Source organism: Enterobacter cloacae complex sp. SYL003 (assembly GCF_049236925.1).
Lineage (GTDB): Bacteria > Pseudomonadota > Gammaproteobacteria > Enterobacterales > Enterobacteriaceae > Enterobacter > Enterobacter intestinihominis.
In genome coordinates, this window is record NZ_JBMKJK010000001.1 from 465,140 (window position 1) to 484,536 (window position 19,397).

General features: G+C 55.5%; 20 protein-coding genes and 1 other annotated feature. Of the genes, 5 read left to right on the forward strand and 15 right to left on the reverse strand.

Annotated features, from left to right (window positions below; all coding sequences use genetic code 11):
* Positions 1 to 61: 61 nt before the first annotated feature.
* The 4 genes from ACOT1A_RS02245 to ACOT1A_RS02260 form a co-directional block, all read right to left on the reverse strand.
* Positions 62 to 2,248: a TonB-dependent siderophore receptor gene (locus tag ACOT1A_RS02245; RefSeq protein WP_045622002.1), complete on the reverse strand. Its 2,187-nt coding sequence runs from the start codon at positions 2,246 to 2,248 to the stop codon at positions 62 to 64.
* 180 nt (positions 2,249 to 2,428) lie between these two features.
* Positions 2,429 to 2,968 carry a septation protein A gene (locus ACOT1A_RS02250; RefSeq protein ID WP_003856762.1) on the reverse strand — a complete coding sequence of 180 codons (540 nt, stop codon included), beginning with the start codon at positions 2,966 to 2,968 and terminating at the stop codon, positions 2,429 to 2,431.
* Positions 2,969 to 2,981: 13 nt separating this feature from the next.
* Positions 2,982 to 3,725, reverse strand: coding sequence for a YciC family protein (locus ACOT1A_RS02255; RefSeq protein WP_023300270.1), 744 nt, complete (start codon positions 3,723 to 3,725; stop codon positions 2,982 to 2,984).
* 25 nt (positions 3,726 to 3,750) lie between these two features.
* Positions 3,751 to 4,155, reverse strand: a complete 405-nt coding sequence (locus ACOT1A_RS02260) for a YkgJ family cysteine cluster protein (RefSeq protein ID WP_017384228.1) — start codon at positions 4,153 to 4,155, stop codon at positions 3,751 to 3,753.
* 282 nt (positions 4,156 to 4,437) lie between these two features.
* Here ACOT1A_RS02260 and ompW point away from each other — a divergent pair, with 282 nt between their 5' ends.
* Positions 4,438 to 5,070 (forward strand): outer membrane protein OmpW, encoded by a 633-nt coding sequence (gene ompW / locus ACOT1A_RS02265; RefSeq protein ID WP_126314944.1) that lies wholly within the window; start codon positions 4,438 to 4,440, stop codon positions 5,068 to 5,070.
* A gap of 286 nt (positions 5,071 to 5,356) precedes the next feature.
* Here ompW and yedF read toward each other — a convergent pair whose 3' ends face one another.
* From yedF to trpL, 8 genes are all read right to left on the reverse strand, one after another.
* Entirely contained in the window at positions 5,357 to 5,590 is a 234-nt protein-coding gene (gene yedF, locus ACOT1A_RS02270) for a sulfurtransferase-like selenium metabolism protein YedF (protein WP_003856774.1), read from the reverse strand.
* Complete coding sequence (gene yedE, locus ACOT1A_RS02275; protein ID WP_126314943.1) at positions 5,587 to 6,798, reverse strand: selenium metabolism membrane protein YedE/FdhT; 1,212 nt, start codon at positions 6,796 to 6,798, stop codon at positions 5,587 to 5,589. The genes yedF and yedE overlap by 4 nt, the downstream gene beginning before the upstream one ends.
* Before the next feature lie 174 nt (positions 6,799 to 6,972).
* Positions 6,973 to 7,782 (reverse strand): tryptophan synthase subunit alpha, encoded by an 810-nt coding sequence (gene trpA, locus ACOT1A_RS02280; protein ID WP_063146359.1) that lies wholly within the window; start codon positions 7,780 to 7,782, stop codon positions 6,973 to 6,975.
* Entirely contained in the window at positions 7,782 to 8,975 is a 1,194-nt protein-coding gene (gene trpB, locus ACOT1A_RS02285) for a tryptophan synthase subunit beta (RefSeq protein WP_003856780.1), read from the reverse strand. Before trpB ends, trpA begins: the two co-directional genes overlap by 1 nt.
* A gap of 10 nt (positions 8,976 to 8,985) precedes the next feature.
* Complete coding sequence (gene trpCF / locus ACOT1A_RS02290; protein ID WP_022648333.1) at positions 8,986 to 10,344, reverse strand: bifunctional indole-3-glycerol-phosphate synthase TrpC/phosphoribosylanthranilate isomerase TrpF; 1,359 nt, start codon at positions 10,342 to 10,344, stop codon at positions 8,986 to 8,988.
* Between the two features lie 3 nt (positions 10,345 to 10,347).
* Positions 10,348 to 11,943, reverse strand: coding sequence for a bifunctional anthranilate synthase glutamate amidotransferase component TrpG/anthranilate phosphoribosyltransferase TrpD (gene trpD, locus ACOT1A_RS02295; RefSeq protein WP_022648332.1), 1,596 nt, complete (start codon positions 11,941 to 11,943; stop codon positions 10,348 to 10,350).
* On the reverse strand, positions 11,943 to 13,505 hold the full coding sequence (locus tag ACOT1A_RS02300; protein WP_063853504.1) for an anthranilate synthase component 1: 1,563 nt from the start codon (positions 13,503 to 13,505) through the stop codon (positions 11,943 to 11,945). The genes trpD and ACOT1A_RS02300 overlap by 1 nt, the downstream gene beginning before the upstream one ends.
* 23 nt (positions 13,506 to 13,528) lie before the next feature.
* Positions 13,529 to 13,623 (reverse strand) — a sequence feature (Trp leader region).
* A complete protein-coding gene (trpL, locus tag ACOT1A_RS02305; protein WP_071524153.1) occupies positions 13,600 to 13,644 on the reverse strand; it encodes a trp operon leader peptide in 45 nt (14 codons plus the stop codon). It overlaps the preceding feature by 24 nt.
* A gap of 139 nt (positions 13,645 to 13,783) precedes the next feature.
* On the opposite strand from trpL, the gene rnm reads away from it, so the two are divergent.
* From rnm to rluB, 3 genes are all read left to right on the forward strand, one after another.
* On the forward strand, positions 13,784 to 14,665 hold the full coding sequence (rnm, locus tag ACOT1A_RS02310; protein WP_032622438.1) for an RNase RNM: 882 nt from the start codon (positions 13,784 to 13,786) through the stop codon (positions 14,663 to 14,665).
* Positions 14,662 to 15,282 carry an L-threonylcarbamoyladenylate synthase gene (locus ACOT1A_RS02315; protein WP_276169788.1) on the forward strand — a complete coding sequence of 207 codons (621 nt, stop codon included), beginning with the start codon at positions 14,662 to 14,664 and terminating at the stop codon, positions 15,280 to 15,282. Before rnm ends, ACOT1A_RS02315 begins: the two co-directional genes overlap by 4 nt.
* Before the next feature lie 97 nt (positions 15,283 to 15,379).
* Positions 15,380 to 16,255, forward strand: a complete 876-nt coding sequence (rluB, locus tag ACOT1A_RS02320; protein WP_003856794.1) for a 23S rRNA pseudouridine(2605) synthase RluB — start codon at positions 15,380 to 15,382, stop codon at positions 16,253 to 16,255.
* A 35-nt stretch (positions 16,256 to 16,290) separates the two neighbouring features.
* On the opposite strand, the gene cobO is transcribed toward rluB, so the two are convergent.
* Both cobO and ACOT1A_RS02330 read right to left on the reverse strand, forming a co-directional pair.
* Complete coding sequence (gene cobO, locus ACOT1A_RS02325; RefSeq protein ID WP_154051336.1) at positions 16,291 to 16,881, reverse strand: cob(I)yrinic acid a,c-diamide adenosyltransferase; 591 nt, start codon at positions 16,879 to 16,881, stop codon at positions 16,291 to 16,293.
* Positions 16,878 to 17,639 carry a YciK family oxidoreductase gene (locus ACOT1A_RS02330; RefSeq protein WP_022648324.1) on the reverse strand — a complete coding sequence of 254 codons (762 nt, stop codon included), beginning with the start codon at positions 17,637 to 17,639 and terminating at the stop codon, positions 16,878 to 16,880. The genes cobO and ACOT1A_RS02330 overlap by 4 nt, the downstream gene beginning before the upstream one ends.
* Positions 17,640 to 17,891: 252 nt before the next feature.
* Here ACOT1A_RS02330 and sohB point away from each other — a divergent pair, with 252 nt between their 5' ends.
* Positions 17,892 to 18,938, forward strand: a complete 1,047-nt coding sequence (gene sohB, locus ACOT1A_RS02335; protein ID WP_046619714.1) for a protease SohB — start codon at positions 17,892 to 17,894, stop codon at positions 18,936 to 18,938.
* Between the two features lie 35 nt (positions 18,939 to 18,973).
* On the opposite strand, the gene ACOT1A_RS02340 is transcribed toward sohB, so the two are convergent.
* Positions 18,974 to 19,225, reverse strand: a complete 252-nt coding sequence (locus ACOT1A_RS02340) for a YciN family protein (protein ID WP_003856804.1) — start codon at positions 19,223 to 19,225, stop codon at positions 18,974 to 18,976.
* Positions 19,226 to 19,397: the final 172 nt, after the last annotated feature.

The following is a 19,397-nucleotide window of genomic DNA, read 5'->3' on the forward strand; positions in this document are numbered from 1 at the left end:
GCTACTATGATTTCTGGCTGGAGAGAATAGGGTTAGCGCCCGCAGCGCGGGCGCCTGAAGGTCAGAAGGACATGGTTACGCCAGCGTAATAGGCGCGGCCCGGTTCGTTATAGGTAGATGCACCGTCATTTTCACGGTAAATCTGCTTGTCAAAGAGGTTGCTGATGCCGGCATTCAGGCGCAGGTTTTTGGTCAGCTGATAGTTACTGCCGATACCCACGATGGAATACGCGCCGATCTCTCTGTTGGACATCGCATTTTCCTCTTTGCGGATTTCAGCGTTTTCTCTGGGCTTCTGGCGGCCGTACATCGTCCAGCTTACGTTGGCTGAAAGCTTGCTGTTAACCTCCCAGTCCAGCATGGTGTTGACGGTATATTTGGGGATAATCGACAGCGGATTACCGGTGTCTTTACTTTCAGACTGAATCATATACGTCGCATTAGTACGCCAGGTTAGCGTGTCGCGAATAACAGGGACGGTGAGGTTGCCTTCCAGCCCTTCAACAACGGCCTTACCACCGTTCTCCCATTGCAGGATATTTGCGCCGCTGCTTGTCTGCCCCAGCACATCCGTTCCTGAAACGATCTTGTTTTTGTAATCATTGCGGAACCAGGTAATTCCAGCCTCGTAGCCTTCCAGGGCAAAGGCCAGGCCGATCTCTTTGTTCACGCTGATTTCCGGATCCAGATCCGGGTTACCTAACAGATAACAGCTTCCTTCGGAAACGTTATTCGGGCAGCCATTGCCGCGGGTGGAAAGCAGATAGCCTTCGCTGGATTGATACAAGTTTGGCGCTTTAAATACCCGAGCGATACCCGCTTTAACCTTGAACATGTCACCCAAATCCTGAGAGAGGTTCAGGCTCGGACTCCAGTTGCTGCCAAATTGATTGTGATAATCAAAGCGGAGCCCTGGGATCAGGTTGGTGCCCTGACGCGCTTCAATATTGTCCTCAAGATAGATGCCGGTGAGGTCAGCGCTGTTTTTGCTGTTGCGCTCAGAAGCCGTGCCGGGAACGCCGTTAATCACTTCTCCCGACACATTTGTCGACTGCATTGAGGCCGGATCGTTCAGTTCATCACGGTTCCATTCTGCACCCACGGTTAGCGTCTGTTCGACCAGCCAGAAGAAAGGAATGTTCAGTTCACCCGTTGAACGGTATGACTCCAGCCGGCTGGTATCGTATTTATCGCTATTGATCATCCCTTCAACTTTGCCCGTAGAGCCTTCTTCCAGTCGGGTGTTGTTGGTCTTTTCATAATAAACCCCGAACTTTGACTGACCCCAGTCCCAGATGCCGTTGTGCGTAATGCCATAAGACTGGCGGTACATTCGGTTGGTTTCGTGTCCATACAGGGACGACACCAGACCGTCAGGGCTGACGTTGCTGTTGCTGTATTGAGTATCACCCGCGTAGATATTGCCCTGGCGGCTGTAGCTGTAGTCGAAATCGATAATCTGCTGTGGCGTGAGTTTCCAGGAGAGCAGGGCATTAATGTCCTTGTTACGTACGCCCTCTCGCCCGGCGGCGTAAGAGCCGTTTTGCGCGGTGTTGATGTCCTGAGCATCTGCGTCGGTTTTGTTGATGTTCCCGTACAGGCGCATCGTTAACGCATCGCCCGCGAGGGGGCCGCTCAGATCAAAATTAGCGCGTTTCGTCGCCCCCTCTTTATCATTTTCAGGCTGGTTAGTGTACAGGGAGAGGGAGCCGTGCCAGTCGTTGGACGGGCGTTTGGTAATGATGTTGACGACGCCGCCGGCAGCCCCCGAACCATAGCGGGCGGCAGCTGGTCCCCGGAGCACTTCAATACGCTCAACCATCTCTGGCGGAACCCAGTTGGTGTCCCCGCGGGTGTCGCGCTCCCCGCGCCAGCTGTAGCGCACCGAGTTACGTGACGTCACCGGCACACCGTCAATCAGAATCAGCGTGTTCTCTGGCCCCATACCGCGGATGTCGATCTGACGGTTGTTACCACGACTGCCTGTCGCGCTGTTTCCGGTGAGGTTAACCCCGGGCATTTTGCGAATAATTTCCGAAAGATCGTTAACCGGTGGATCCTTTTCTATGTCCTTTGCCGTGATGATGGAAACCCCCGGCTGTTGCTTTAGGGCCTCTTCAGCGGTTGCCTGAACGACCATTGTTTCACCATCGGCGAGAGGATCTTCCGCTGCGTGCGCGCTCTGGTATAGCGTTGAAAGAATGGCGAGCGTAAGTGTAGCCGGGGCAAATCTTATTATGTTATTCATCAACTCATTTCCATTTGTTAAAAATGCGATGAAGAATATTAATGATAGTGATTCTCATTACAATAAAGCGACAGCAATCTCCATAAAATCTTCATGATTCAGACATTTTCGCAGGAAGGTTGTGGAGAAAAGGGAAGGCGGGAAAAGAGGCCAGACCGCGTGACGATCTGGCCAGAAGGATCAGTGCTTGTCATCCTGCGGCATGTGGCGATAAATATAAACGCCGCTGAGTAGGGTGAAGATAAGGGTCAGCGCCGTCAGGCCAAACACCTTGAAGTTGACCCAGATATTCTGCGGCAGCCAGAATGCGATATAGATATTCGCCAGACCACACAGAATAAAAAATAGCGCCCAGGCGATATTCAGACGCCCCCACACAGCCTGCGGCAGCGTCAGTTCTTTCCCCAGCATGCGCTGGATCAGCGGCTTCTTCATCACCCACTGGCTGATGAGCAGCGCGCCCGCAAACAGGCCGTAAATCACTGTGACCTTCCATTTGATAAATTCATCATTGTGGAAGAACAACGTCAGACCACCAAACACCGCCACCATCAGGAAAGTGATGAGCGCCATCTTTTCAACTTTGCGATAGCGAACCCAGCTGTAAATCAGCACCACAGCCGTTGCCACAATCAGCGCCAGCGTGCCGGCATAGATGTCGTACAGCTTATAAAAAGCGAAAAATACGATCAGCGGTAAAAAATCAAGAAACTGCTTCATTCTGCGATCCCGGTTACTGACGAATTAACATGTACAGGCGGAACAAATAGACCAGCAGTACAGCTGAAATCAGATTGCTCAGCGTATTGGCGACAACCGCGCCGACGTTTGGCGTTAATACCGCAAAATTCGGCGCAAACAGCAACAGTAGAGTCTTGGCCAGCAACCAGCTGATAACGGCCGGGGCGACCAGACGCATATTCGCCCACGCGAGCCTTATACTGCTGCGCATGGCGGTGAAAATACCCATTTTGTCTTGCACAACCATTACTGGCGCAAATGAAAGCACGATAGCCAGCAGCACGCCCGGAACGACAACCAACATTATCCCCATCTGGACCAGCAGCGTAGTCAGGAAGATAAGGATAAACAGTTTCGGCAGCACCGGAGCACTGGCCCCGATGGCACGTAACGCGCTGACGCGTTGGCCGGCAGACACCAGCTGGATCATCAGCAACACGCCACCCGCCAGAATGGCGTTGCCGATTAGCCCCGAGAAGGTAGATGCCGCAGATGCACGCAGCAAGATTTGCTGTTGCTCTGGCGTCATATTCTGCACAAGGTCAAATAACCCTGCGCTGCCTGCAAGATGATCCCCCTGGCTCAGCGAGGCAATCTGTTCATCACTGGGTGAGAACGCATGACCCAGCACCACCGTAATAAAGGCGCACAACAACGCGATCAGTAAAAAAGTAACGAACTGATTGCGGAAAAAATTTCCCGTGTCACGGTAGACAGACTTCGCCGTGATAGACATGCACTCTCCTTGAGTATTGCAGGTGTTAATTAGCCGGCAATTGTACACCGGATAACACGCTGGTGGCAGCATCAAGGCTTGTATGGAAAAGCATATCTTTGTAAAGCGGCGGTAATCCATAGCGGGCGCGGGCGCGATTGCATGCCTCATTGACCTGTCCATCCTCTCCCGACATCGCGAAAGTGCGGCACGGGCTGGGGCGATCCGCGTAAATGGAACAGCGGGTGGATACCCCAGGTTCACCTTGCAGTGCCACACAGCGGCTCTGTTTTTGGTTGGTGCCGCGCATGCAACGCAGGAAAGGGGTCAAGGGTTCAGTGAGATCAACCGGAACGGTGCCGCCGCCATCGCTGGCTTCAGCCCAGTAGAAAGAGACTCGAAAATACGCACAACAGGCTCCGCACGTCATGCACGGGTTATGATCACTCATGGCACACCTGCAAAAGTAGAACGCATCAAATCAGATTGTGAGAGCGATAAATTATCCAGCCGCTACAGGAAGCGCAAGAGAGGAAAAACAGAAAATTTTTTAACTATGAAATGCCAAAAATTGACGCGGTAACAACTTATTGCTTTATGAGGCGTCACCAAAAATTAACCTAGATCAATGAATGTTAACTTACTGGTTTTAATGTGATCTGTGTTAGATCACTTATTACTCATTTGTGAGTATATTCTCCTCCGCAATTAAAACCACAACGATGGAGCGGATATGAAAAAATTAGCGGTGGCAGCCCTTATCTTAAGCAGTCTCTCTGGCGGCGCGTACGCGCATGAAGCAGGTGAATTCTTTATTCGTGCCGGTTCGGCAACGGTGCGTCCAACGGAAGGTTCCGACAATGTACTGGGTATGGGCGGGTTTAACGTTAGCAATAACACCCAGTTAGGCCTGACATTCACGTATATGGCTACGGATAACATTGGCGTTGAGCTTCTGGCCGCCACGCCATTCCGTCACCGCGTCGGTTTAGGGCCGACCGGGGACATTGCTACGGTGCACCATTTACCACCAACCCTGATGGCGCAGTGGTACTTCGGCGATTCCAGCAGCAAATTACGCCCTTATATTGGTGCAGGCGTTAACTACACCACCTTCTTTGATGAGAAATTTAACGATACCGGTAAAGAGGCTGGGCTATCCAATCTCAGCCTGAAAGACTCATGGGGCATGGCGGGGCAGGTTGGTCTGGATTATCTGATTAACCGTGACTGGCTGATCAACGCCTCGGTCTGGTATATGGACATTGATACGGATGTGCGCTTTAAAGCTAGCGGTGAGCAGCAGAGTATCAGTACCCGTCTGGATCCGTGGGTATTTATGTTCTCAGCGGGTTATCGTTTCTGACAGAAGATATATCCCCGGTCAGCCGGGGATTGCTGTATGGTGGTTGTTCCACATACCTGGCTGGAGGGGATATCCCCAACATCAAATTTGAGTGTCCGGTTTGTGCAGGTAAACAGTTTCAGTTCACGACGTTCAGCCCAGCACATAGCCTACCTCACGGTGCTATCTGTTCCGTTTGCGGAACACGTCTCACCACTCATTCATGCCTGCCGAAACTCAGACGACGACGGTGGCCAAAGCCAGTAAACTAGATAAGGCCTCTGAGAGGCCTTTTTGGATCGTGAAATCACTTCTGAATTAAATAACGAATCGTTGGTCCGTCCTGCTGGATATCCAGCACGGTATAGCCGTGATTTTTGGCATCAAGCGGAATGTTATTGATCGACTGGGGGCAATCGCTCACCACTTCCAGAATTTCACCTTTCTTAAGCTGCGGTAACGCCTCAAGCGTGGCGACGGCCGGGTAAGGGCAGGGTTCACCCACCATATCGAGACGATAATCAGGCACGATCTCTTTCATGCGGCATTCTCCTGAGTTTCAGTTTTGACGGTGGCACGCCGGAAGAAGCGCTTTTCTTGCGCAATAACCAGTAAGAAGGCGATAAGCAGCAGGGCGTAGGTCACCATGAGCCCCCCGAGTGGACCAAAGGTATTCAGCAAATTGACCTTGTCCCAGTTGGTTGCCAGTACTGGAGAGACGTCATCCCAGTAGTACGCCAGGAGGGTTGAGCCAATCACGTTACCCAGACCAACCCACCAGTAATGCACCTGGCCTTCCACGGCGCGATACATCCAGCCAGTTTCACACCCGCCCGCCAGCACGATGCCAAAACCAAACAGCAGCCCGCCAATGACCGCATTAGGACCGGCCCACATGATTTTCGGCTCAACGCCGAGCTGAACATAGCTAAAGATCCCGATCGCGCTCACGGCCATCCCGGCAATAATGGCTTTCGCCATCATGGTACGTCCGGTGATCCACATATCGCGAAACGCGGAGGTAAAGCAGATCTGCGCGCGTTCAATCAGCAGACCAAAGCCGACGCCGAACAGCATGGCCAGACCGAGTTTGGGCTGATTCATCGCCGTGCAAATCGCCCAGGCAACCATAGCAAAAAAGACCAGCATACCGAGGCGGAAGCGACGACGCGCCTGATCGGGTTTTTGCGTTAACGGAGATGCAGCGCTAACTTTCGTCATTTTCATCGGAATGCGGAACAGTGGCAGCAGGGTGAACTTTGCACCGAAATATGAGCCTATGGCGGTGGCGACGGCAAAGAACCAGGCATGCAGCGAGAACTGCGGAATACCGGTAAAGAACGCGGCCAGATTACAGCCCATCGCCAGGCGGGCGCCAAACCCGGCAATGATACCGCCGACTACGGCCTGCATAATGCGGATGCGGCTTTTCGGCATGCGCAACTTAACGTTGTTGGCCCACAGCGCGGCCGCAAAACATCCGCCAAACATGCCAATGATCATCATCCCGTCGATGCGGGTCAGCGGTGTGCCCTCAAGATGGATCAGTTTGAAGTAACCCCACTCTTCGGCATGAACGCCTGCCAGCTGTAATAGCTGCCCACCCCAACGGGTAAACTCGCCCGTAACAGCCCAGAAGGTGCCGGTAATACCGAAATAATAGGTAGAGAGAATGCCTGCCGCGATAACGGCCGGAACAGGTGACCAGAACTTAACCATGTAAGTCTGTTTGAAGGAATGCCAGGACATGAATAACCTCTGAACTCAGAAGGGTAACGCTAAAAAGAGCCCAGATCATACGCTTACGCGAAAGTTTGAAAAGTCATTCACACCGAAAATATCGACAGGATCAATTTTGACCTGCTTCTTTCAGGAAGAGATAAGGGAAAACCGCCTGACGCCGGGGCCAGACGGTGTTAACGGTTACGCCTTGTGTGTGGCCGCTTTCATGGATGTGACGAATGCGTGTAACTCAGCCAGCATCTGCTCTGGCTTATCCACATTCTTCTCGATGATTTTCACGATAGCCGAACCGGAAATGGCCCCGGCGGCTTTCGCGTCAATCGCCGCAGTAACCTGATCCGGAGAGGAAATCCCAAAGCCCTGAAGCGGCGGTGCAGCATGGTATTCTGCCAGCTTCTCCACCAGATGATGCAGCGGAAGCGCGGCTTTGTTTTCCGCACCGGTGACGCCCGCACGGGAGAGCAGGTAGGTGTAACCCCGTCCGTAAGAGGCAATCTGGCGCAACAGATCGTCATCGGCATTCGGTGGACAGATGAAAATCGGCGCGACGTTGTGGCGCATCGCCGCCTGACGGAACGGCGCAGACTCTTCAACGGGCACGTCAGCCACCAGCACGGAGTCAACGCCCACGCGGGCGCACTCTGCGTAAAACGCATCAATACCGCGGCTGAACACCAGGTTGGCGTACATCAGCAGGCCGATCGGAATGGTCGGGTGCTTCTGGCGGATCGCCGCCAGCATTTCGAAGCACTGGCCCGGCGTCACGCCCGCAGCAAACGCGCGAAGCGTCGCATTCTGGATTGTCGGGCCATCCGCCAGCGGATCGGAGAACGGAATCCCCAACTCCAGCGCGTCGGCACCGGCGTCAATCAGGGTATCGATAATCTTCAGCGACAGCTCCGGACCGGGGTCGCCCAGCGTCACGAAGGGAACGAAAGCGCCTTCCTGGCGGGCTTTCAGTTGTGAAAATGCGTTGTCGTAGCGTTCCATCAGATTTCCCCTCGTGCTTTCAGAATATCGTGAACGGTGAAAATATCTTTGTCACCGCGACCGGAAAGGTTTACCACCAGCAGCTGCTCTTTTTCCGGGTTTTCCTTCATCATTTTCAGCGCGTGCGCCAGCGCGTGGGAAGACTCCAGCGCCGGGATGATCCCTTCATTGCGGCACAGCGTTTTGAAGGCCTCCAGCGCTTCGTCATCAGTGATGGAGACATAATCCGCGCGACCGGTGCTGTTGAGGAACGCGTGCTGCGGCCCTACGGACGGGAAATCCAGCCCGGCTGAAATTGAGTAAGACTCCTCAATCTGCCCTTCATCGGTCTGCATCATCGGGGCCTTCATGCCGAAATAGATCCCCACGCGACCATGCTTCAGCGGCGCACCGTGCTCGCCCGTTTCAATGCCGTGGCCGGCAGGCTCAACGCCAATCAGCCCAACGCTGGTTTCGTCGATAAAATCGGCAAACATGCCGATGGCGTTAGATCCGCCGCCAACGCAGGCGATCACCGCATCCGGCAGGCGACCCTCTTTTTCGAGGATCTGCGCTTTAGTCTCTTCACCGATCATGCGCTGGAATTCACGCACGATGGTCGGGAACGGGTGCGGGCCTGCCGCGGTACCGAGCATATAGTGGGCGGTTTCGTAGCTGCCAGACCAGTCGCGCAGCGCTTCATTACAGGCATCTTTCAGCGTGGCAGAACCGCTGTGCACCGGGATCACTTCCGCCCCCATCAGACGCATACGGAACACGTTTGGCGACTGGCGCTCAACGTCCTTCGCCCCCATGTAAATGCGGCATTTCAGGCCGAGCAGGGCGCTGGCGAGCGCTGAGGCCACACCGTGCTGCCCCGCGCCGGTTTCGGCGATGATTTCGGTTTTACCCATCCGCTTCGCGAGCAGCGCCTGGCCCAGCACCTGGTTAGTTTTATGCGCGCCACCGTGCAGCAAATCTTCACGCTTAAGATACAGCGTAGTTTTAGTGCCTTCGGTCAGGTTGCGGCACTTTGTCAGCGCCGTCGGACGACCGGCGTAGTTTTTCAGCAGGTCAGTAAACTCCGCCTGAAACGCCGGATCTTTCTGCGCGCTCACGAACGCTTCTTCCAGCTGGCGCAGCGCGGGCATCAGGATTTGTGGGACGTACATCCCACCAAACTCACCAAAATACGGGTTAAGTAATGTCGTCATCTTCTCTTCCTTAATATGCACGCAGAGTTTTAAATACCGATGCCAGCTTGCTGGCGTCTTTTATGCCCGGTTGGGACTCTACGCCTGAATTGAAATCGAGGCCGGCGCAGCCGGTTTTGGCTGCTTCCACACAGTTATCGGGGCTTAATCCCCCCGCCAGCAGGACATTGTCCAGCACTTCGCCACGCAGCAGTGACCAGTCGAAACGCTGCCCCGTGCCGCCCTGGCCGTTGTCGAGCACGTATTTATCAACATGCGTAAGGTTACGCGCGGGCAGGATGGCGCCAACGCTTTGCGCTTTCCAGATCTGAACCTGAGGTGCCAGAACATGTCGCAGAGCATCGATGTATGTCTGATCTTCATCGCCATGTAGCTGAACCGCGCTCAGGGATAACGCGTCCGCTTTCGCCGCAACGTCGTTAATATCCGCATTGCGGAACACGCCCACGTAGCTCAGTGGCGCAGCCGCAATCACCCTGCGCGCCTGTTCTTCATTAACGGCGCGAGGAGAGGACTCAACAAAGATCAGACCACCATAGATTGCGCCCGCCTCATACGCCGCCTGCGCATCCTGCTCACGGGTCAGGCCGCAAACTTTGTTCTCACCCAGCAGCACGCGGCGAACGGCCGCATTAAGATCGTCGTGTTCCATCATCGCGGAACCGATCAGGAAACCGTTGGCAAAGTGGCTGAGTTCGCGCACCTGAGCGTAGCTGTTGATTCCGGATTCGCTGATCACCGTGACGCCCGCACCCAGACGCGGCGCAAGCTGGCGCGTACGGTTGAGGTCAATCGACAGGTCGCGCAGGTCGCGGTTGTTAATGCCGACCACTTTGGCTTCTAGCGCGATGGCGCGCTCCAGCTCCTCTTCGTTGCTCACTTCGGTAAGCACGCCCATATTCAGGCTGTGCGCGACGGCGGAGAGCTGGCGATACTGTTCGTCATCCAGCACGGAGAGCATCAGCAGGCAGGCATCGGCCTGGTAAAAGCGCGCCAGCCAGATCTGATACGGGTCGATAATAAAGTCTTTGCACAGAATCGGCTGCGGCGCGATGCCGCTGACTACGGGCAGAAAATCGAAGCTGCCCTGGAAATATTTCTCATCCGTCAGCACAGAAATGGCAGACGCATGATGCTTGTAGATACCGGCAATACGCGCCGGGTCGAAATCGTCACGGATCACGCCTTTGGACGGAGACGCTTTTTTACACTCCAGAATAAACGCGGTACGCGCGCCCTGGAGGGCATCATAGAAACGACGGCTGCTCGGAACGACGTCATTCTGAAAACTGGCGAGCGGCTGCTGTTGCTTACGGGCTTCCACCCAGATGGCCTTATCGGCGACGATTTTCGCTAAAACGGTCTGCATTATTTACCCTCTTGCCGCAAGTGCGGTAACGCGATCGTAAGCTGCACCGGAGCGCAGTACGTCCAGAACTTTTTGGGCGTTGGCTTTCAGATCTTCCTCGCCATGTAAACGCATCAGCATGGCTACGTTGGCCGCCACGGCGGCCTCATGGGCGGCCTCACCTTTACCTTGTAATAAGCGCGTGAGAATGTCACGGTTTTCTTCCGGCGTGCCGCCCGCCAGGGCGTCCTGATGGTACGGGGTCAACCCGAAATCAGCGGCCTCAAGCTGATAGTTCAGCACTTCGCCGTTATTCAGTTCGGCCACCAGCGTGGGCGCATGCAGGGAAACTTCATCCATCCCGCCGCTGTGTACCACGGCGGCGCGTTGGTAACCGAGGACGCGCAGCGTCTCCGCAATCGGCAGGACCAGCTCCGGGCTGTAAACGCCAATCAGCGCCAGCGGCGGGTGCGCCGGGTTAATGAGTGGACCGAGCACATTAAACAGCGTCCGGGTTTTAAGCTGCTGGCGAACGGGCATCGCGTGGCGGAAACCGGTGTGATACTTCGGCGCAAACAGGAAACAGACGCCCAGGTCATCCAGCGCTTCACGGGAACGCTCGGCGTTCATGTCCAGATTGATACCGAAAGCCGCCAGCAGGTCGGACGATCCGGAACGGCTGGACACGCTGCGGTTGCCGTGCTTCGCCACTTTCAGTCCGCATGCCGCCGCCACAAAGGCGCTGGCGGTCGAAATATTGATGCTGTTGCTGCCGTCGCCACCGGTCCCAACGATATCGGCAAACGGATAGTCCGGGCGCGGGAACGGGGCAGCATTTTCCAGCAGCGCGGTTGCCGCACCGGCGATCTCCTGCGGGCTTTCGCCGCGCACTTTCATGCTCACCAGCGCAGCGGCCAGCTGCTCAGGCTTCAGCTCGCCGCGCACTACGGCGGAGAAAAGCTGGTGGCTCTCCTGCTGGCTCAGGGTCTGGGCCTGATACAGTTTTTCCAGAATCGGTTGCAGGGTGTTGGTCTGCTCCAGCTTTTGCAGCGCCCAGTTGAGCGTTTGCTCCAGCAGGCGCGCGCCGTTAGACGTCAGGATAGATTCCGGGTGGAACTGCATCCCGCAGACGCGATCCGCATCGTGACGCACCGCCATCACCATCCCTTCAAACGAGGCGTTAATCGTCAGCCCGGCCGGAATATTGCTGCCGACCAGTGAGTGGTAACGCGCCACCGGAAGCGGGTTCGGCAGACCGGCAAACATCGCCTGACCGTCATGTTCAATGCTTGACGCTTTACCATGCAGGATCTCCCCCGCCTGACCCACGTAACCACCGTAGGCTTCGACAATCGCCTGGTGGCCGAGGCAGATGCCGATAATCGGCAGCTTGCCGCGCATACGGGTCAACAGCTCAGGCATACAGCCCGCTTCGCTCGGTGCGCCTGGCCCCGGGGAGAGCATCAGCACCGGGTTTTGCATGGTCGCCAGACGGTCAATCAGCGTCTGGGCCGGAACGTGGTTGCGATAGATAACGACGTTGTGTCCATTCGCACGCAGCTGATCTGCCAGGTTGTAGGTAAAGGAGTCGATATTATCGAGCAGCAGAATGTCAGCCATCAGAAAATCTCCTGTGCATGGTGTGCGGTAGCAATGGCGCGCAGTACCGCGCGCGCTTTACTGCGGGTTTCGTCGGCTTCCGACTGCGGAACAGAATCCAGCACAATCCCGGCCCCGGCCTGGACGGTAGCAATGCCGTCCTCAACGTAGGCGGAGCGAATCACGATGCAGGTATCGAGGTCACCGTGAGCGGTGAAATAGCCCACCGCGCCACCGTAGCTGCCGCGACGGCGGCCTTCAGCTTCGGCAATCAGCTGCATGGCGCGGACTTTCGGCGCGCCGCTCAACGTGCCCATGTTCATGCAGGCGCGGTAGGCGTGCAGGACGTCGAGGTCGTGGCGCAGCTCACCCACCACGCGGGATACCAGATGCATGACGAAGGAGTAGCGGTCGACTTTGGTCAGGTCTGCCACATAGCGGCTGCCCGGCGTACAAATACGCGCCAGGTCGTTACGCGCCAGGTCAACCAGCATCAGGTGTTCGGAGAGCTCTTTGTGGTCGGTACGCATTTCCAGTTCGATGCGGCTGTCGAGATCGCGGTCCAGGGAGCCATCGGCACGACGGCCGCGTGGACGGGTTCCCGCTATCGGGTAGATCTCAATCTGGCGGCTGGTGGCGTCGTACTTGAGGGAGCTTTCCGGTGACGCGCCGAACAGAGTGAAATCATTGTCCTGCATAAAGAACATGTACGGGCTTGGGTTGCTCTTTTTCAGCACATCGTAAGCCGCCAGCGGCGACGGGCAGGGCAGTGAAAAGCGACGGGACGGCACCACCTGGAAAATCTCCCCGGCACGAATCGCTTTTTGCATCTGACGGACCACCGCGCCGTACTGATCGTCGGTCTGACTCACCTCGCAGGTCATCTTTTCAACACGCTGCACCGGGAGCGCGGGCGGTGCTTCTGACATCTGCTGTTGCAGTTGGCCGATGCGCTGCGCGAGGCGATTTTTCTCAGACACAGATGGCGTGAACAGGCTAGCCTGAATGCGGGTGTATTTTTTCTGATGGTCGATCACCAGCAGGGTTTCGGCCAGGTAGAAACAGTAGTCCGGGCAGCGGTTACCCTGCTCGGTTTCCGGTAAATCTTCAAAGCCAGCAACCAGGTCGTAAGCAAACAGCCCGCCAAAGAACATTGCTTCGCGCTCATCTTCCGGCACTTTGACCAGATTTTGCAGCAGGCGGAAGGCGTCGAAAACGGAGAGTGAGCAGAGGCGGGCATCTTCATCCAGCAACTGGCTTACCGGCGGGAAATGCAGAATTCGCAGGTCCGGATGACGCTCATTTTCAATGCCTGAAGGCAGAGCCGCATCCAGCAGCGGCAGCAGCGACGCACCATTCTCGGATAACGCCTTAATAGTGACAGTGTCACCCGCTGCGGTAATGCGCAGCGCGCTGTCAACCAGCAGCAGGCTTTTGAGATCGTCCTTGCTGTCGATATCAGCAGATTCCAGCAGCAGCGTCGCAGGACGTGCACCGCACACCTGATGAAAGAGCGCGGTAGGGTTATGGCGATAGGCCGCCTCGCAGGTCAGCAGTTCGAGGTGGGGTTTGGCTGTTTGCATGTAGTTATTCTCATATTCTGTTCAAAAAAAAGCCCGCTTGGGAGCGGGCCGGGTATCTGTTTGCTTTTCGCAGACGCGTGACACTGCCCGAAGATCAGGAAGTACGCCACCAACCGTGCAGAGCGAAATGTGCTGTCATTTTCAGATACCTTTCTCGTGTGAACTTGCGTACTAGTTAACTAGTTCGATGGCGTGTTGTCAACCCCTGATTTCAGTATTTCGCGGTAAGTCGGTATCATAGGTGCTTCGGATGTCTCCAGACTGTTATGGGAAGTGCTTTGAGCGATACCACCTACGCCGTAATTTATGATTTACACAGCCATACGCAGGCTTCAGATGGCCTGCTGACGCCCGAAGCCCTGGTCCATCGCGCCGTTGAAATGCGTGTCGGCACGCTGGCAATAACCGATCACGACACAACAGACGCCATCCCCGCCGCGCGCGCCGAGATTGCCCGAAGCGGGCTGGCGCTAAATCTGGTGCCCGGGGTCGAGATCTCCACGCTCTGGGAAAACCACGAAATTCATATCGTTGGCCTGAATATTGATACAGAACATCCGGCAATGTGCGCATTTTTGCAAGAACAAAAAGCACGACGCAATCAACGCGCGGAGTTGATAGGCGAACGTCTTGAGAAGGCGCATATCCCCGGTGCGCTGGAAGGCGCGCGCAAGCTGGCGAACGGTGGGGCGGTCACGCGCGGCCATTTCGCCCGTTTTCTGGTTGACGCCGGTAAAGCGACGACCATGGCGAATGTGTTTAAAAAGTATCTGGCTCGCGGGAAAACCGGATACGTTCCTCCCCAGTGGTGTACAATAAAACAAGCTATTGATGTGATTCATCATTCTGGTGGTAAGGCCGTATTGGCCCATCCGGGGCGGTATAATCTTTCTGCTAAATGGCTGAAAAGGCTGCTGGCCCACTTTGCCGAATCCGGCGGTGAGGCGATGGAAGTTGCCCAGTGTCAGCAGGCACCCAATGAGCGTTCGCAGCTCGCGACCTACGCCCGTCAGTTTGGCCTGCTTGGGTCACAGGGTTCAGATTTCCATCAGCCCTGCGCGTGGATTGAACTGGGGCGCAAGCTCTGGTTACCCGCTGGCGTTGAGCCCGTCTGGCAGCTCTGGGAACAGCCACAGCAAATTGAAGAGAGGGAAGTATGAGTCAGTTTTTCTATATCCATCCGGTTAACCCACAGCCACGTCTGATTAACCAGGCTGTGGAAATCGTCCGTAAAGGTGGCGTTATTGTCTACCCAACCGATTCTGGCTACGCGCTGGGCTGTAAAATCGAGGATAAAGGGGCGATGGAGCGCATCTGTCGCATCCGCCAGCTGCCGGACGGCCACAATTTCACCCTAATGTGTCGCGATCTCTCTGAGCTGTCGACCTATGCGTATGTCGACAACGTGGCCTTTCGCCTGATCAAAAACAACACGCCGGGAAACTACACCTTCATTTTGAAAGGGACAAAAGAGGTGCCGCGTCGTCTGTTGCAGGAAAAACGTAAAACCATCGGCATGCGCGTGCCGTCGAACCCGATTGCCCAGGCGCTGCTGGAAACCCTCGGCGAGCCGATGCTGTCTACCTCGCTGATGCTGCCGGGCAGTGAGTTTACCGAGTCCGACCCGGAAGAGATCAAAGATCGTCTGGAGAAAGTGGTGGAGCTGATTATTCATGGCGGCTATCTAGGTCAGCAACCGACCACCGTGGTGGATCTCACCGAAGACGCGCCAGAAGTGATTCGTGAAGGCGTGGGCGATGTTAAGCCTTTCTTGTAAGGGTGTAAGCAGATATACTACGCGGCCATCAAAGCAGGGCGTTGCCCTGTTTTTGACCTGATTCGACGCCTGTGAAGGCGACACCTGAGGAAGCTCAATGAGCGAGAAGTTACAGAAAGTGCTGGCGCGTGCCGGCCACGGTTCGCGCCGTGAAATCGAAGCCATTATTGAAGCAGGTCGCGTGAGTGTGGACGGTAAAATCGCCACACTCGGTGACCGCGTTGAAATCGTACCGGGGCTGAAGATCCGCATTGACGGCCATCTTATCTCCGTAAAAGAGTCCGCTGAACAGATCTGCCGCGTGCTGGCTTACTACAAGCCGGAAGGCGAACTGTGTACCCGCAACGATCCGGAAGGCCGCCCGACGGTGTTCGACCGTCTGCCAAAACTGCGTGGCGCCCGCTGGATTGCCGTAGGGCGTCTGGACGTGAATACCTGTGGCCTGCTGCTGTTCACCACCGATGGTGAACTGGCAAACCGCCTGATGCACCCGAGTCGTGAAGTGGAGCGTGAATACGCCGTTCGTGTTTTCGGCCAGGTTGATGAGAACAAACTGCGCGATCTGTCGCGTGGCGTTCAGCTGGAAGACGGCCCAGCGGCGTTCAAAACCATCAAGTTTACCGGAGGTGAAGGCATTAACCAGTGGTACAACGTTACCCTGACAGAGGGACGTAACCGCGAAGTGCGTCGTCTGTGGGAAGCGGTCGGTGTCCAGGTAAGCCGTTTGATTCGTGTCCGCTATGGCGACATCCTGCTACCGAAAGGCCTGCCACGTGGCGGCTATACCGAGCTGGATCTGACGCAAACCAACTACCTGCGCGATCTGGTTGGCCTGACGCCAGAAACCACATCGAAAGTGGCGGTAGAGAAAGATCGTCGTCGTATGAAGGCGAACCAGATCCGCCGTGCGGTTAAACGTCACAGCCAGGTTAGCAGCAATCGCCGCTCTGGCAGCCGTAATAACAACGGTTAATCTAAAAGCCCGGTGAATATACCGGGCTTTTTTCTTCAGTAATCAATCCCTATTTGCGCTTTGATACCCGCATCGAACGCATGCTTAACCGGACGCAGCTCGCTGATGGTATCGGCCAGCTCCAGAATGTCCCGATGACACCCGCGCCCCGTGACGATCGCCGTCTGGTGTGCAGGGCGGTTCCTGAGGGCCTCCAGCACGGCTTCCAGCGGCAGGTAGTCATAGGCCACCATATACGTGATCTCATCCAGCAACACCATGTTCAGCGACGGGTCAGAGAGCATTCTTTTGGCATGCTCCCAGACGGCGAGGCAGGCTACGGTATCTGTTTCCCGGTTCTGGGTATCCCAGGTAAAACCGGTCGCCATCACCTGAAACTCAACGCCATGCGGTTCGAGCAGATTACGCTCGCCGTTGGGCCATTCACCCTTGATAAACTGGATCACGCCCACTTTCTGACCGTGCCCGACTGCGCGGGTGGCGGTCCCAAATGCGGCGGTGGTTTTGCCTTTGCCGTTGCCGGTGAACACGATGAGGATCCCGCGCTCGTCCTGAGCGGCCGCCACGCGTGCATCAACCTGTTCTTTCAGACGCTGCTGGCGCTGCTGATGACGGTCTTCACTCATTGCGATATCCCCGGTTTGCGGCCTGGCTGAGCATCGAATGTCATTCCGGTTTTACGACGGCTGTCGTCACCCATTAGCCACAGGTAAAGAGGCATAATATCGGCCGGGGTTTTAAGCTTTTGCGGATCTTCTGTCGGGAACGCGCTGGCACGCATTTTAGTGCGCGTACCGCCAGGGTTAATACAGTTAACCCGCAGATGGCGGTTTTGATACTCTTCGGCCAGCACCTGCATCATTCCTTCGGTGGCAAATTTTGAGGCGGCGTAAGCCCCCCAGTTCGCACGACCCTGACGCCCCACGCTGGAGGAGGTAAACACCAGCGAACCGGAATCTGAGTTAAGTAATAAAGGAAGCAAGGCCTGGGTCAGGAAAAACGTCCCGTTGACGTTAACCTGCATCACCTGCTGCCAAATCTCCGGATCCTGTTCATCCATCGGGCGCACTTCGCCCAGTAACCCCGCGTTGTGCAGTACGCCGTCCAGACGCGAATAATGCGTACTAATGCGCTGGGCAAGGGCCTGACATGACGCTGACGTACAGGTCAGCAGATCGAGCGTATACCAGGGCGTGGGGGTACCGCCGGCGTTTTCGATTTCACGGGCAACGGCTTTGAGCTTTTCTTCATTACGTCCCAGCAGAATAAGGCTCGCACCGTATTCAGAATAAGTCAGCGCCGCTTCGCGACCAATCCCGTCGCTGGCACCGGTAACCAGAATGATGCGGTTCTGTAGAAGGTTTTTTTGTGGCTGATAATGCACGGTGGCTCCTCAGGCGCATTGGACGTGACTTGCACCTTTATTTATGACTTTTCGGCTTTATGCCCGAAACCGCGTCAGAATTCAATCAGTCTACAGGACAGAACGCTGGGAAATTAACAATTTGCAAAGATTTAAACCAGAAACGGGGGATTCCTGAAGCCGCCTCGCAGAGCTAATGTCCAGAGCGAGACGCCTGCGCAGGGCTGTTGTACACTGGCGTGAAAGATTCGTGGTTAAATCAAGGTGGAACGCGTGGAATTACTTTCTCAGTATGGGTTGTTTTTGGCCAAAATCGCTACGGTGGTTATTGCTGTCGCGGTGATTGCCGTCCTGATTGTCAACCTGACGCAGCGTAAGCGTCAGCGTGGTGAGTTACGCATTACCCGCCTGAGCGAGCAGTATAAAGAGATGCGGGAAGAGATGTCTCTGGCGCTGCTTGACGATCATCAACAGAAGCTGTGGCTAAAAGCCCAGAAGAAAAAACATAAGCAGGACGCCAAAGCCGCGAAGGCGAAAGCTAAGCTCGCCACGCCACAGGCTGACGCAAAACCGCGCGTCTATGTGCTCGATTTTAAAGGTAGCATGGATGCGCATGAAGTCTCCTCTCTGCGTGAGGAAGTGACCGCGGTGCTGGCCGTGGCGACAGCCCAGGATCAGGTGGTGGTACGCCTTGAAAGCCCGGGCGGCGTAGTGCATGGATATGGACTGGCGGCTTCGCAGTTACAACGTCTGCGGGATAAACAGATCCCGCTCACCGTGGCGGTAGATAAGGTCGCGGCGAGTGGCGGCTATATGATGGCGTGCGTGGCGGATAAAATCGTCGCAGCACCGTTCTCCATTATCGGCTCGATTGGGGTGGTTGCGCAGATCCCTAACTTCAATCGTTTCCTGAAAAATAAAGAGATCGACATCGAATTGCATACGGCGGGTCAGTACAAACGTACGCTAACGCTGCTCGGCGAAAATACCGAAGAGGGACGGCAGAAGTTCCGGGAAGATCTGAACGAAACCCACCATCTGTTCAAGGATTTCGTGCACCGCATGCGCCCAACGCTGGACATTGAGCAGGTGGCTACGGGCGAACACTGGTACGGCACGCAGGCGCAGGAGAAAGGGCTGGTGGATGAAGTGGGTACCAGCGACGACCTCCTGCTCAACCTGATGGAAGGCCGTGAGCTGGTGGGGGTGCGCTTCACCCGACGTAAGCGCTTGATCGACCGTTTTACCAATAGTGCGGCAGAAAGCGCGGATCGCCTGCTGCTACGCTGGTTGCAGCGCGGACAAAAGCCGCTGCTGTAAAGAAAAACGCGAGGCAGATGCCTCGCGTTTTCGTTTTAATCGACCAGGTGGTACTTCTCTGAGAGGGTATGCGCCAGGTATTTAAACATGTTAAACACGGCGGTGCTTTTCGGGGTTGGTAACCCTTGTTCATCAAGGAAGTATTCACCGCTGAACACCAGCACGCCATTACGTTGTTCCACGCCAGTCGCTTCGATACCCGCCAGGGTGTCTTCATGGTCGCGAATGAGTTTGTTTGCTTCGATAAGCAGTGAAGCTCGGTCAATGGGTTGGGTCGTATTCTGCATATTCCACTCCTTAAACAGTGACAATAGTCTACGCCTGGGTCGCTTCGGGGGCAAATTTTCCCTGCTATTCGCGGGTATAAGGAACAGGGGCTGGCTGGCGGGATTTGCTTTTGCATGCTAATAAAGTTGCGTAACGAATTTTATCAGGTACAGTGTGCGCTTTCGTCATTCT